This is a genomic window from Blautia fusiformis, from assembly GCF_020686995.1.
GTDB classification, from domain to species: Bacteria; Bacillota; Clostridia; order Lachnospirales; family Lachnospiraceae; genus Blautia_A; species Blautia_A fusiformis.
Genome location: NZ_JAJEPT010000002.1, coordinates 234,309 through 249,079 on the forward strand (window position 1 = coordinate 234,309; position 14,771 = coordinate 249,079).

The 14,771-nt window shown below is 44.9% G+C and carries 10 protein-coding genes; all 10 read left to right on the top strand.

Features of this window, described 5'->3' with window-relative positions; all coding sequences use genetic code 11:
- The first annotated feature begins 75 nt into the window (after positions 1–75).
- The 10 genes from scfB to aspS all read left to right on the top strand — a co-directional run bounded on the left by scfB (position 76) and on the right by aspS (position 14,768).
- On the top strand, positions 76–1,440 hold the full coding sequence (scfB, locus tag LKD46_RS03030) for a thioether cross-link-forming SCIFF peptide maturase (RefSeq protein ID WP_129975275.1): 1,365 nt from the start codon (positions 76–78) through the stop codon (positions 1,438–1,440).
- Between the two features lie 15 nt (positions 1,441–1,455).
- A complete protein-coding gene (gene secD, locus LKD46_RS03035) occupies positions 1,456–3,879 on the top strand; it encodes a protein translocase subunit SecD (RefSeq protein ID WP_110102452.1) in 2,424 nt (807 codons plus the stop codon).
- Between the two features lie 167 nt (positions 3,880–4,046).
- Positions 4,047–5,765, top strand: coding sequence for a single-stranded-DNA-specific exonuclease RecJ (gene recJ / locus LKD46_RS03040; RefSeq protein WP_110102453.1), 1,719 nt, complete (start codon positions 4,047–4,049; stop codon positions 5,763–5,765).
- Positions 5,766–5,967: 202 nt separating this feature from the next.
- Entirely contained in the window at positions 5,968–6,492 is a 525-nt protein-coding gene (locus LKD46_RS03045; protein ID WP_110102454.1) for an adenine phosphoribosyltransferase, read from the top strand.
- 78 nt (positions 6,493–6,570) lie between these two features.
- Positions 6,571–8,895 (top strand): RelA/SpoT family protein, encoded by a 2,325-nt coding sequence (locus LKD46_RS03050; RefSeq protein ID WP_015524639.1) that lies wholly within the window; start codon positions 6,571–6,573, stop codon positions 8,893–8,895.
- A gap of 22 nt (positions 8,896–8,917) precedes the next feature.
- Entirely contained in the window at positions 8,918–9,547 is a 630-nt protein-coding gene (locus tag LKD46_RS03055) for an MBL fold metallo-hydrolase (protein WP_110102456.1), read from the top strand.
- Positions 9,519–11,048, top strand: a complete 1,530-nt coding sequence (gene hemZ, locus LKD46_RS03060) for a coproporphyrinogen dehydrogenase HemZ (protein WP_110102457.1) — start codon at positions 9,519–9,521, stop codon at positions 11,046–11,048. Before LKD46_RS03055 ends, hemZ begins: the two co-directional genes overlap by 29 nt.
- Before the next feature lie 21 nt (positions 11,049–11,069).
- A complete protein-coding gene (locus tag LKD46_RS03065; protein WP_021650382.1) occupies positions 11,070–11,705 on the top strand; it encodes an HD-GYP domain-containing protein in 636 nt (211 codons plus the stop codon).
- Entirely contained in the window at positions 11,638–12,891 is a 1,254-nt protein-coding gene (gene hisS / locus LKD46_RS03070; RefSeq protein WP_110102458.1) for a histidine--tRNA ligase, read from the top strand. Before LKD46_RS03065 ends, hisS begins: the two co-directional genes overlap by 68 nt.
- A gap of 77 nt (positions 12,892–12,968) precedes the next feature.
- Positions 12,969–14,768, top strand: coding sequence for an aspartate--tRNA ligase (gene aspS / locus LKD46_RS03075; protein WP_110102459.1), 1,800 nt, complete (start codon positions 12,969–12,971; stop codon positions 14,766–14,768).
- Positions 14,769–14,771 lie beyond the last annotated feature (3 nt).

Consider the following 14,771-nt stretch of genomic DNA (forward strand, 5'->3'; position numbering starts at 1 on the left):
CAGGTATCCAGCAAAACGCGCCGGAGGGCGCGTTTTGTCGGGTTATAAAAGAATTTTAGAAAGGATTGCGGGAAGATGAGTCTGATTCACCGTTATCAAAGTAATGGATATAATATTGTGCTGGATATCAACAGCGGCTGTATCCACCTAGTAGATGAAGTAACCTATGAGGTGCTGCCGTATCTTGAAGAAGGCATGGAAGCGGCTGCCATTGCTGAGAAGCTTGGCGACCGTTTTAAGAAAGAGGATGTGGAAACCTCTGTAACTGAATGTAAGAAGCTTCAGGAACAGGGAATGCTTTTTACAAAAGATATTTATGAGAATATCATTGATGAATTTACCAAAAACCGCCAGACCGTTGTAAAGGCTCTTTGCCTTCATATTGCTCATGACTGTAATCTGGCATGTAGATATTGTTTTGCAGAAGAAGGAGAGTATCACGGAAGACGTGCGCTGATGTCTTTTGAGGTAGGAAAAAAAGCGTTGGATTTCCTGATCGCTAATTCCGGCTCCAGAAAGAATCTGGAAGTGGATTTCTTTGGCGGCGAGCCTCTTATGAACTGGCAGGTTGTAAAGGATCTTGTGAAATATGGAAGAGAACAGGAGAAACTTCATAACAAAAAATTCCGCTTCACACTGACAACCAACGGCGTTCTTTTAAATGATGAGGTGATGGAATTCTGCAATAAGGAAATGGGAAATGTTGTCTTAAGCGTGGACGGTAGAAAAGAAGTTCATGACTACATGCGCCCGTTCCGTAAGGGTGCAGGAAGCTATGATCTGATCATGCCGAAATTTGAGAAATTTGCGGAATCCAGAAATCAGGACAAGTATTATGTAAGAGGAACCTTTACTCATCATAATCTTGATTTCTCTCAGGATGTTCTGCATCTGGCAGATCTTGGCTTCAAGCAGATTTCTGTTGAGCCGGTCGTGGCAGCAGATACAGAAGAGTATGCGATCCGTGAGGAGGATATCCCACAGATCCTGGAACAGTATGATATTCTTGCAAAAGAAATGATCAAAAGAGAAAAAGAGGGAAAAGGATTCAACTTCTTCCACTTTATGATAGACCTTACCGGTGGTCCGTGTGTATACAAACGACTTTCCGGATGCGGTTCAGGAACCGAGTACCTGGCTGTTACTCCGTGGGGAGATTTTTATCCATGTCACCAGTTTGTGGGTGAGGAACAGTACCTTATGGGTAATGTAGACGAGGGAATCACAAAGCCTGAAATCGTAAAAGACTTTGGAAGATGTAACGTCTATACGAAACCGGACTGTAAAGACTGTTTTGCCAGATTCTACTGCAGCGGCGGCTGTGCGGCAAATGGTTACCATTTCGGCGGGGATATCCGGGGGAATTATAAGATCGGATGCGAACTCCAGAGGAAGCGTGTGGAGTGCGCTATCATGATAAAAGCCGCTTTGGCGGAATAAGAGAGGAAAAAGAAAATGAAGAAAAGTAGAGGAATTGCAGTGCTGCTTCTGACAGCAATTGTCACAGTATTCTTCTGCTATGTGGCTGCGGTAGGCATTGGTCCTACAGGAACAGGTTCGGCTAAGAATATCAACACCGGACTTGATCTTGCCGGCGGTGTCAGCATCACATACCAGGCTAAGGACAGCAATCCGAGCAAGGAAGACATGTCCGATACTGTTTACAAGATGCAGCAGCGTGTTTCTCAGTACAGTACTGAGGCACAGGCATATCAGGAAGGTTCCAACCGTATCACCATTGAGATTCCAGGAGTATCAGATGCAAATGCGATCTTGGAAGAACTTGGAAAGCCAGGTTCTCTGTATTTTATCGATCAGACAGATGCAGACGGAAACCAGAATTTTACAACAGGAAACAGTGAGAGTGGATATGTTCTTGCAAGAAGTATTGAGGATATCCAGAAAGCCGGATCTGTTGTACTGGAAGGTACAGACGTTGCAGACGCTGAGGGAGGTGCTTATCAGGATTCATCCACAAGCTCCCAGAAATATGCAGTCAGTCTGACTCTTACAAAGAATGGAAAAACCAAATTTGCGGAAGCTACCAAGGCAAATGTTGGAAAGCAGATCGCAATCGTATATGACGATCAGGTTTTAAGCGCTCCGAATGTAAATGAGGAGATTTCCGGCGGAAAAGCTCAGATCACCGGAATGGCAAGTACAGAAGAGGCACAGAATCTTGCTTCTTACATAAGAATCGGTTCCTTAAGTCTTGAGCTTACCGAGCTTCGTTCCAGCGTAGTTGCTGCACAGCTTGGTGAAGAAGCCATTGCAACAAGTGTAAAAGCCGGAGCAATCGGTCTTGTGATCGTTATGCTGATCATGATCATCGCATACCGTATCCCAGGTCTGGTTGCATCTGTTGCACTGGTTCTTTATACAACCTTAATGCTGATCACACTGAATGCCTTTGATATCACCCTTACGCTTCCGGGTATTGCAGGTATCATCTTGGGCATTGGTATGGCAGTGGATGCCAATGTTATCATCTACGCCAGAATCCGTGAGGAGATCGCGGCAGGCCTTTCTGTCCATGCAGCGATCAAAAGTGGATTCGGCAAAGCGTTTTCCGCTATTTTTGATGGAAACATCACAACACTGATCGCGGCTTGTGTGCTGATGTGGCTTGGCTCCGGTTCTGTTAAGGGGTTTGCCTACACGCTGGCAATGGGTATCGTGATCTCCATGTTTACAGCACTGGTTATATCCAGGCTTGTTATTAATGCGGTATACGCAATTGGTGTTCGTGACCCGAAATTTTATGGCATTGCCAAGGAACGTAAGGTTGTGGATTTTGTTGGAAAGAGAAAAATCTTCTTTGCTGTTTCCATTATCCTGATCCTTTGCGGACCTGTAGGAATGCTGGTCCACAGTAATGTGATCGGTGACAAAGCCATGAATTACAGTCTGGAGTTTTCCGGCGGTACTTCTACCAATGTAACCTTCAATAAAGAGATGGATATCAAGGAGATCGATTCCGAGGTAACACCGGTTGTTGAGGCAGTGACAGGTGATAAGAATGTACAGCCGACCAAGGTGCAGGGAACCAATCAGGTAGTGATCAAAACACGTTCTCTGGATCTTAAGGAACGAGAAGCACTGAATAAGGCATTGGAGGAAAATTTTGATGTAGATACAAGTCTGATCACATCGGAGAATATTTCCGCTACTGTCAGCAATGAGATGAGAAGAGACGCTATCGTAGCGGTTATCGTAGCTGCGATCTTCATGCTTCTTTACATCTGGTTCCGTTTCAAGGATATCCGCTTTGCAAGCAGTGCAGTACTTGCACTTCTTCATGATGTCCTGGTCGTACTTGCGTTTTATGTTATTTCCAGAACATCTGTGGGAAATACATTTATTGCGTGTATGCTGACGATCGTAGGTTATTCCATCAATGCTACTATTGTCATCTTCGACCGTATCCGTGAGAATATGAGAGGCAGAAAGAAAGTTGAGGATGAGAAACTGAAAGAGATCGTAAATACCAGTGTTACAGAAACTCTGACACGAAGCATTTACACATCCCTGACAACATTTGTAATGGTTGCAATTCTTTATGTAATGGGTGTTTCCTCAATTAAAGAATTTGCAGCACCGCTGATGGTAGGTATCATCGGTGGAGCATATTCTTCTGTATGCATCACTGGTGCTCTGTGGTACACCATGAAAACATTCAGAAAAAATCGTGTTGCAGCACCGGCAGCTGTAGCAGCTTCCGCAAAGATTTCTTCCGAGAAATCTGAGAAAAAGGTAAAACAGCCATCCGGACAGCAGACAGCTCAGCAGCCGAAGAAGAAAAACCGTAAAAGAGTTGCCGAGCGCCTTGCAGCGCAGGAGGCAGCAACGCAGCAGAATGATGAGGAGAAATCTGAATAAAATTGCTGAATAACAGAAACGTTCCGTACCGGGAAAGAATATTTCCTGGCGGAACGTTTTTTTTGTGTGGCATAAAAAACTTGCAGCTATGCAGGAGTATGAGTTACAATACGGTTATTGTGTTGCTTTGAAGAAAGAAAGCGGCAAAGCATCAAGGAGGAAACAACATGGAACGATGGGTTGTTGCTGCAAAACGGGCGGACTTTGCGGCAATTGGAAAAGAGTTCGGAATTGATCCGGTGATCGCCAGACTGATCCGAAACCGGGATGTACAGGACAGGGATGAAATTCGCAGATATCTTTATGGAAAGGTGGACGAACTGGCTTCTCCGCATTTGATGAAAGATGTGGATAAGGCAGTGGAGATCCTGCGGAATAAAATAAAGGGAAAAAAACGCATCCGTATTATAGGCGATTATGACATTGATGGGGTAGTATCGACCTTCATTCTGATCAAAGGACTGAAGCGTGCAGGAGCTCTGGCAGATACATATATTCCGGACCGTGTGGCAGATGGATATGGAATCCATGAGCACCTGATCGAAAGAGCAGTGAATGATGGGATTGACGTAATTGTTACCTGTGATAATGGAATTGCGGCGTACAATGAAATCACTATGGCTAAAGAGAAGGGAATGACGGTGATAATAACCGATCATCATGAAATTCCCTATAAAGAAACGGAAGATGGAAGAGAACTGATCCTTCCGCCGGCTGATGCCATTGTAAATCCAAAACAGCCGGACTGTAATTATCCGGAGAAAAGATTGTGCGGAGCAGTTGTTGCGTTGAAGCTGGTGACAGCTCTCTATGAGGCATGCGGGATTCCGGAAAAAGAGCTGGAAGATTTTCTGGAATTAGGAGCCATTGCCACGGTGGGAGACGTGATGGATCTTCAGGGTGAAAACCGCATCCTTGTAAAGGAAGGCCTGAAACGACTTTCCCGCACTTCTAACAAAGGTCTCCGTGAACTGATCCGTGCCAATGGCCTGGAGGATGGGCCGATCACTGCCTATCATGTAGGGTTTGTGCTGGGACCATGTATCAATGCCAGTGGAAGACTGGATACCGCTGCACGTTCCCTGAAACTGCTCTGTGCGGAGACGGAAGATGAAGCAGCAAAACTTGCCGGTGATCTGACTGCGTTGAATCAAAGCAGAAAAGCTCTCACAGAAGAGGGAAAGGAAGCAGCGATCCGTATTGTGGAAGAGACAGAAATCGGACAGGACAGGGTTCTTGTGATCTATTTACCGGACTGTCACGAAAGCCTGGCCGGAATTATTGCGGGACGCATCCGGGAAAAGTACAATAAACCGGTCTTTGTCCTGACAAAAGGTGAAACAATGGTGAAAGGTAGCGGACGTTCCATAGAAAGCTATTCCATGTTTGAGGAACTGGTAAAATGCGGAGATCTGATGGAACAGTATGGCGGTCATCCTATGGCGGCAGGATTATCCATTAAAGAAGAAAATGTGGAAGAGTTCCGCAGACGGTTAAACGAAAACTGTACTCTGACAGAAAAAGATCTGGCTCCAAAGATCCTGATCGATGTGCCAATGCCGGTTTCCTATATAAATAAGGAACTTGTGGAAGAGATATCCCTGCTGGAGCCTTTTGGAAAGGGAAATACCAAACCGATTTTTGCACAGAAGGGACTTCGGGTTTTAAGCAGCCGTATTCTTGGCAAAAATAGGAATGTGGCAAAGCTTCAGCTGTCAGACAGTACCGGCTGTGTAGTGGAAGCAGTATATTTTGGAGAAGCAGATGAATTTGTTGATAGAATAAAAAACTGTGGAAGTATTGCGGTCACATATTATCCTGAGATCAACCGTTATCAGGGAAGAGAGACCTTACAGATCGTAATCCGAAATTATATTACAGAATAACAGGAGAAAGTATCTCTAAAATGCAGATCCTGACAGCAAGTAATTGACTGTAAAACAGGAAAGAAGGCTCTGTACTGGGCAATATGCAGTCCAGGGCCTGTCGTAATTCCGCGAGTTCTGTCGGGTTGCACATTGATTCCCTACAGAAAAAGTGCTATACTATCTAACATCTGATTGACAAATTAAACCATTGGAGGTTATTATGAAAAAAATAGAAGAATATGTAAGAAGTATCCCGGACTTTCCAGAGCCAGGGATTATTTTCCGTGACGTTACCAGCGTCCTTCAGGATGCGGATGGATTACAGCTTGCCATTGATTCTATGCAGGATTGTCTGGAGGGTGAGGAGTTCGATGTGATCACAGGTCTTGAATCCAGAGGCTTTATCTTTGGTATGCCGATCGCATATAATCTTCACAAACCCTTTGTTCTGGTCCGCAAAGCAGGAAAACTTCCATGTGAGACCGTTTCCAGAACCTATGATCTGGAGTATGGAAGTGCAACTATCGAGATGCATAAGGATTCCATCAAGCCGGGACAGAAGGTTGTTATTGTGGATGACCTGATCGCTACGGGCGGAAGCGTGGAAGCAGCCATCAAGCTTGTGGAGGAGCTTGGCGGCGAGGTTGTCAAGGTGGTTTTCCTTATGGAGCTTGCAGGTCTGAAGGGACGTGAGCGTCTCAAAGGTTATGATGTGGCATCTGTGATCTGTTACGACGGAAAATGATTTTTTGTCGGTGGAAGGGGATGTGAACTGTTGTAGTCATACGGCAGTATGAAATTGTGCACAGGCAGGTGGGATTTAATGGCAGAGACAAAAAATACGGAAAAACAAAACATTGAGATACAGAAGGAAGAAGAAAAAAGAGAGTCTGTCCGGAAGGCAGATGCGGCGGTGAAATCCATGCATGATTTTACAAGCCCTGAGGTTCTTTATCAGGAGCTGATAAAAAGTGTGAAGAAATATCATCCGTCTACAGATATTTCCATGATTGAAAAGGCCTATAAAGTGGCCAGTGAGGCACATAAGGATCAGAAACGTAAATCCGGTGAACCTTATATCATTCATCCTCTCTGTGTTGCGATCATCCTTGCGGATCTTGAGCTGGATAAGGAAACCATAGTGGCAGGCCTTCTTCATGATGCGGTAGAGGATACCTGGATGACGTATGAAGAAGTAGAAAAGGAATTTGGTTCTGAGGTAGCACTTCTGGTAGATGGTGTTACCAAGCTGGGACAGCTGTCCTATTCCAAGGACAAGGTAGAGGTTCAGGCTGAGAATTTAAGAAAGATGTTCCTTGCAATGGCTAAGGATATCCGCGTTATCCTGATCAAGCTTGCGGACCGTCTTCATAATATGCGTACCCTGCAATATATGAGACCAGAGAAACAGCAGGAGAAAGCAAGAGAAACCATGGATATCTATGCTCCCATCGCGATGCGGCTTGGTATTTCCAAGATCAAGGTGGAACTGGATGATCTTTCTCTTAAGTATCTGAAGCCGGATGTTTACTATGATCTGGTAGAAAAGGTTGCTCTTCGCAAAAGTGCCCGTGAGGAATTTGTTAATTCTATCGTGAAACAGGTAAAGCAGCATATGGAGGATGCCAATATCAGGGCGCAGGTGGATGGCCGTGTGAAGCATTTCTTCAGCATCTATAAGAAGATGGTCAATCAGGATAAAACCATTGATCAGATTTATGATCTGTTTGCCGTACGTATCATTGTAGATACTGTGAAGGACTGTTATGCAGCTCTTGGTGTTATCCATGAGATGTATAAGCCGATCCCCGGTAGATTTAAAGATTATATCGCAATGCCGAAGGCCAATATGTATCAGTCTCTGCATACAACACTGATCGGCCCTAACGGACAGCCTTTCGAAATCCAGATCCGTACATTTGAAATGCATAAAACCGCAGAATACGGTATTGCGGCTCATTGGAAATATAAGGAAACTTCCGATGGTAAGAAACCTGGAAAGAGTGAGGAAGAGAAGCTGAACTGGCTGCGCCAGATCCTGGAGTGGCAGCGTGACATGTCCGATAACCGGGAGTTCATGAGCCTTCTGAAAAATGATTTGGATCTTTTTGCAGACAGTGTTTACTGTTTCACTCCCCAGGGAGATGTAAAAACACTCCCAAATGGTTCTACACCTATTGATTTTGCATACAGCGTGCACAGTGCAGTAGGAAACAAGATGGTAGGTGCCAGGGTCAATGGCAAACTTGTTCCTATTGAATATAAGATCAAAAACGGTGATCGTATTGAGATCATAACATCCCAGAATTCTCAGGGCCCCAGCCGTGACTGGCTGAAGATCGTAAAGAGCACACAGGCTAAGAATAAGATCAACCAGTGGTTTAAGAAAGAACTGAAGGAAGATAATATCCTGAAGGGTAAGGACATGCTGAATCAGTATGCCAAGACCAAGGGCTTTAAACCAGGCATATATACCAAGCCACAGTATATGGAATCGGTAATGCATAAATATGGTTTCCGAGACTGGGATTCTGTATTGGCAGCGATCGGACATGGCGGCCTGAAAGAAGGTCAGGTGTTTAACAAGCTGGTAGAAGCCTATGAGAGGGAGCATAAGAAGAATCTTACAGATGAACAGGTCCTGGAGGCAGCTTCCGAATCACAGGAGAAGCTTCACATTGCCAAGAGTAAGAGTGGCATTGTAGTAAAAGGCATTCATGATGTGGCAGTTCGTTTTTCCAAATGCTGTAGTCCGATCCCGGGAGATGAGATCGTAGGCTTTGTAACAAGAGGAAGAGGGATCACCATTCATCGTACAGACTGTGTGAATGTGCTCAACATGCCTGAGATTGACCGGAAACGTCTCATTGAAGCAGAGTGGCAGATGCCGGACAGAGCGGATTCCGAGAAATACGAAGCGGAGATCCAGGTTTATGCAAATAACCGTACCGGACTTCTGGTGGATATTTCCAAGATCTTTACAGAGAGGAAGATCGATCTTCGTTCCATTAACAGCCGTACCAACAAGCAGGAACGCGCCACGATTTCCATGTCCTTTAATGTATGCAGCAAACAGGAACTGAATTCCCTGATCGAAAAGATCCGTCAGGTTGAAAGTGTTCTTGATGTAGAGCGAACAACGGGCTGACCCGATAAACGGAGGAATTTTTATGAGTAAACTTGAAATGCAGCAGTGTGTGCTGGGTCAGGTGTTTACCAACTGCTATTTTCTGAAAAATAAAGAGACCGGAGAACTGCTGATCGTAGACCCGGGAGACTATGCAGAAAAAGTTTTTCAGAAAGTATCTCTTATTCAGGGAAAACCGGTGGGGATCCTTCTGACACATGGTCATTTTGATCACATCATGGCTGTAAAGGAAGTGAAGGAAAAATATCAGATCCCGGTTTATGCATGCAGGCAGGAAGAAGTGATGCTGGCAGAGCCCACGATAAATATGACTGCTGTTTATGGAAGTGCCTGTTCAATTAAGCCGGAGGTTCTTCTGGATGACGGGCAGATTTTCGAAGCGGCAGGATTTTCCATCCAGATGTTCCACACACCGGGACATACCAAAGGAAGCTGCTGCTATTATATCAAAGACGAAGGTGTGCTTTTCAGCGGAGATACATTGTTTTGCGGCTCTGTGGGAAGAACCGATTTTCCTGGCGGAAGTTCTGCTGAGATCGTAAGAAGCCTTCACAAGCTTGTGGATACTTTGCCAGAGGATACAGAAGTATTTCCGGGGCATGACGCATCCACAACCATTGGTTATGAAAAGAGGTATAATCCATTTGTATAAGATTGGCATTTTGTTTCAGAACAGAGATTTTGAGCATGATGTGTATGAACTGATCAAAGCGTTTTATCCCGGAAATGAGATCGTTTCTCTTTATGAAGAGGATGATGCGGATTATGATATCCGTTTCCGGGTCTCACGTGATGAAGAAGGTTATACCATCAGTTACAACAACGGAATAGAGAAAGAAACAGCTCATGGGGCTGTGATAGAAGGGCAATCCAGTGGAGAAGCTTCGGATGCCCTTATTTCTTGCAATGATGCCCATGATATCCGCAGAAAAAATAAAGACGCGATCAAATACGCTCTGTATCAGATGCTTTCCAAAGCTACAGGAAAGACACTTCCCTGGGGAAATCTTACAGGCATCCGTCCTGTGAAAATGGCTATGGGAATGCTGGAGTCCGGAATGAAGAATACAGAGATCGCCAGATATATGAGAGAACAGTATCTGGTAAGCCCGGAGAAAACAGCGCTTGCAGTTACCATTGCCAACCGTGAGCGGGATATCCTGAAAAACATTGATTATGAAAACGGTTACAGCCTTTATGTTGGCATTCCTTTCTGTCCGAGTATCTGTCTGTACTGTTCATTCAGTTCCTATCCGCTGGAGAGATGGCGTAAATATGTGGAGGCGTATCTGGATGCGCTGGTAAAGGAAATCCGGGCTGTTTCCGGGATGATGAAAAACCGGAAGCTGGATACGGTCTATATCGGTGGGGGAACACCTACCACACTGGAGCCGGATCAGCTTCGGAGACTTCTTGGCGCGATCACGGAATATTTTCCCTGTGAGGAGCTGGAAGAATTTACGGTTGAGGCAGGAAGACCGGACAGTATAACCTTGGAAAAGCTTCAGGCGATCCGGGAGTTTCCGGTTACCAGGATTTCTGTAAATCCACAGACCATGAATCAGGAAACCCTGGATATCATTGGCAGACGTCATACAGTAGAACAGACAAAGAATGCGTTTCATCTGGCAAGAAAAGCCGGATTCGACAATATCAATATGGATCTGATCGTGGGTCTTCCCGGCGAAGATATCACAAAAGTGCAGCATACACTGGACGAGGTAAAAGCTCTCGGGCCGGACAGCCTGACCGTACATTCTCTTGCTGTGAAGCGTGCGGCAAGACTGAATATTTTCCGTGCTAAATACCAGGAGATGACCTTTGAAAACAATCAGGAGATCATGGATCTGACTATGAAAACGGCCTACGAGATGGGAATGGGTCCTTATTATCTGTACAGACAGAAGAATATGAAGGGGAATTTTGAGAACGTCGGGTATTCAGAGGTTGACAAAGCAGGGATTTACAATATACTGATTATGGAGGAAAAGCAGCCGATCATCGCACTGGGTGCAGGTGGTTCTTCCAAGCTTGTGTTTGATCACGGACAGCGCATTGAGCGTGTGGAGAATGTGAAGGATGTTGTCAATTATATCACACGTATCGATGAAATGATCGAGAGGAAACGCGAGGGCATTGCAAAATGGCTGTAGACGGAAAGGAGAGACGGATCCTTGAAAAGCGTACAGAAGATAAGTGAAACTACGCAGGACCGGATCCTGGAAATGGATCTTTCCGCAGAGCTGAAGCATGGGGTTGTTGTCAGTAACCTTGCCTATGATGTGGCAAAGGAGCTTGGTCTTGGTGAGAAAGAATGTTATCAGCTGGCTATTGCCGGAATGCTCCATGATATAGGCAAGCTGAAACTGGAAGGATACATTAATGGCCAAGAGCAGAATCCGATGGTCATTGAAGAACTGAAATATGTTCGCATGCACTCCACATTAGGTTATGAGATCCTGAAAGACCAGGGATATTCCGATTATGTTCTGGAAAGTATTCTTTATCATCATGAGAATTTTGACGGCAGCGGTTATCCCAGCAACAGAAGCGGAAAGGATATCCCTATGGGTGCAAGGATCCTGAGAGTATGTGATGTATATGCGGCTTTGAGTATGGACAGACCATATCGGAAGGCTCTGGAAAATGATGAAGTTTTAAGACTGATGATCGATGAGATTAAAAACTTTGACATGCAGGTGTTTCTTGCATTTCAGAGGGTGATTCATAAAGGAGGAAACTATGGCATTAAAAAAGAAACCGGTTACAGGAATGAAGGACATTTTACCGAAGGAAATGGCAATCCGTAACTATGTGATGAATATGATCAGAGAGACGTACGGAACCTTTGGTTTTTCCGCAATTGAGACTCCCTGTGTAGAACATATTGAGAATCTCTGCAGCAAGCAGGGCGGTGAAAATGAAAAGCTGATCTTCAAGATCATGAAGAGAGGCGAGAAACTGAAACTGGATACTGCAAAAACAGAGAATGATCTGACAGATTCCGGACTTCGCTATGACCTGACCGTACCGCTTTCCAGATATTATTCCAATAATGCAAACGAGCTTCCGGCTCCGTTTAAGGCACTTCAGATGGGAAATGTATGGAGAGCTGACCGTCCGCAGAGAGGTCGTTTCCGTCAGTTTATGCAGTGTGATATCGATATCCTGGGTGAGCCGACCTATCTTGCTGAGATCGAGCTTGTACTTGCAACTACAACACTTCTTGGAAAACTGGATTTCCATAACTTTACGATCCGTATCAATGACAGAAGGATCCTGAAGGCAATGGCTCAGTACAGTGGATTCCCGGCAGAGAGCTTTGATACTGTCTTTATTATTCTTGACAAGATGGATAAGATCGGCATCGAGGGAGTTGCAGAGGAGCTTGAGAAAGAGGGCTTTGCGAAAGAGAGCATTGACACTTATCTTGGACTTTTCCGTGAGATCACCAACGATGTTGAGGGTGTCCGTTATATTAAAGAAAAACTTTCTGATGTTCTGGAAGCAGGTATTGCAGAGGATCTTGAAACGATCATCAATACTGTAGAATCTGTAAAAACAGCAGACTTCAAAATGTCCTTTGACCCTACACTGGTACGTGGAATGTCCTATTACACAGGTCCGATCTTTGAGATTTCCATGGATGAGTTCGGCGGAAGCGTCGGTGGAGGCGGACGTTACGATGAGATGATCGGTAAATTTACAGGAAATAATATCTGTGCTTGTGGTTTCTCCATTGGATTTGAGAGAATTGTTATGCTGCTTCTTGAGAGAGGCTATGAGATTCCAACCAAGAATGGCAAGAAAGCATATCTGATCGAGAAGAACATGCCGGCAGACAAGCTTCTGAATATCCTGAAACAGGCAACTGAGGAAAGAAGTGCAGGTACACAGATCAATATCTCTATCATGAAAAAGAACAAAAAATTCCAGAAAGACCAGCTGGCAGCAGATGGTTATACAGAGTATGTAGAATTTTTCAACAGAGACTGAAACTGCCCGTCTGAAAACGGAGATAGCAGAGTAAATTAAAATGACTATGAAAAAAATAGTCAGAGGAGGATAAAGAGATGGCTGAAAGCATGCAGGGACTGCACAGAACTTGCCGATGTGCAGAAGTGACCACAGAGATGGTCGGAAAAGAAGTAACATTAATGGGATGGGTGGCAAAAGCCAGAAATAAAGGAGGTCTTGTATTTGTGGATCTTCGTGACCGTTCCGGGATCATGCAGCTGATTTTTGAGAATGGCAGCATTGACGAGGAAGGCTTTACAAAAGCAGGTAAACTGCGTAGTGAGTTTGTTATTGCTGTAACCGGTACCGTAGAGAAACGTGGAGGAGCAGTAAACGAGAATCTTGCAACTGGCGAGATCGAGCTTCGTGTAAAATCCCTCCGTGTTCTTGCTGAGGCAGATGTTCCTCCATTCCCGATCGAGGAGAATAGCAAGACAAAAGATGAGATCCGACTTAAATATCGTTATCTTGATTTAAGAAGACCAGATCTTCAGAGAAATATCATGATGAAGAGCAAGGTTGCCCAGCTTACAAGACAGTTCTTTACAGAAGAGGGATTCCTTGAGATTGAGACACCGATGCTTGGAAAGAGTACTCCTGAGGGAGCCAGAGACTATCTGGTACCATCACGTGTTCATCCGGGAAGCTTCTATGGCCTTCCACAGTCTCCGCAGCTGTACAAACAGCTTCTGATGTGCTCCGGATTTGATCGTTATATCCAGATAGCAAGATGCTTCCGTGATGAGGATCTTCGTGCTGACCGTCAGCCGGAGTTCACACAGATCGATATGGAGCTTTCCTTTGTTGATGTAGACGATGTTATCGATGTTAACGAGAGATATCTTGCATTCCTGTTCAAAGAAGTTCTGGATATCGATGTAAAACTCCCAATCCAGAGAATTACCTGGCAGGAAGCTATGGATCGTTTTGGTTCCGACAAGCCGGATATGCGTTTCGGTATGGAACTTCATGATGTCAGTGATATCGTAAAAGACTGCGGATTTGGTGTGTTCACAGGTGCGCTTGAGAACGGCGGAAGTGTTCGTGGTATCAATGCAGAAGGTCAGGGCGCAATGCCGAGAAAGAAGATCGATAAGCTTGTTGAGTTCGTAAAAGGTTATGGTGCAAAAGGTCTTGCATACATTTCCATTGCAGAGGACGGAACCAGAAAATCTTCTTTCGCCAAGTTTATGACAGATGAAGAGATGGATACTCTTGTAAAAGCTATGGACGGCAAGCCGGGAGATCTTCTTCTTTTTGCAGCAGATAAGACAAAATTGGTATACGATGTACTGGGAGCACTCCGTCTTGAGCTTGCAAAACAGATGGATCTTTTAGATAAAAATGAGTATCGTTTCGTATGGGTAACAGAGTTCCCGCTTCTTGAGTGGAGCGAGGAGGAGAACCGTTTTACAGCAATGCACCATCCGTTCACCATGCTTATGGAGGAGGATCTTCCGCTTCTTGACACAGATCCGGGAAAGGTTCGTGCAAAAGCATACGACATCGTTCTTAACGGAAATGAGATTGGCGGTGGCAGCGTGCGTATCCATCAGGATGATATTCAGGAAAGAATGTTTGAGGCACTTGGCTTCACAAAAGAAGCTGCACATGAGCAGTTCGGATTCCTTCTGGATGCCTTCAAATATGGAGTTCCGCCACACGCAGGACTTGCATATGGCCTTGACAGACTTGTTATGCTTATGGCAAAGGCAGATACGATCCGTGATGTTATTGCATTCCCGAAGGTTAAGGATGCCTCCTGTCTGATGACTCAGTCTCCTAGCCAGGTAAGTGAGGCACAGCTTCATGAGCTGGGACTTGACCTTGAGCCGCAGAAAGAAGAGGAAGAATAAAAA

Coding starts and splice junctions, on each gene's coding strand:
- LKD46_RS03045 (WP_110102454.1), top strand. CDS start 5,968: ATGAAAAAAATAGAAGAATATGTAAGAAGTATCCCGGACTTTCCAGAG.
- hemZ (WP_110102457.1), top strand. CDS start 9,519: ATGAAAAGAGGTATAATCCATTTGTATAAGATTGGCATTTTGTTTCAG.
- LKD46_RS03055 (WP_110102456.1), top strand. CDS start 8,918: ATGAGTAAACTTGAAATGCAGCAGTGTGTGCTGGGTCAGGTGTTTACC.
- scfB (WP_129975275.1), top strand. CDS start 76: ATGAGTCTGATTCACCGTTATCAAAGTAATGGATATAATATTGTGCTG.
- aspS (WP_110102459.1), top strand. CDS start 12,969: ATGGCTGAAAGCATGCAGGGACTGCACAGAACTTGCCGATGTGCAGAA.
- LKD46_RS03050 (WP_015524639.1), top strand. CDS start 6,571: ATGGCAGAGACAAAAAATACGGAAAAACAAAACATTGAGATACAGAAG.
- secD (WP_110102452.1), top strand. CDS start 1,456: ATGAAGAAAAGTAGAGGAATTGCAGTGCTGCTTCTGACAGCAATTGTC.
- hisS (WP_110102458.1), top strand. CDS start 11,638: ATGGCATTAAAAAAGAAACCGGTTACAGGAATGAAGGACATTTTACCG.
- recJ (WP_110102453.1), top strand. CDS start 4,047: ATGGAACGATGGGTTGTTGCTGCAAAACGGGCGGACTTTGCGGCAATT.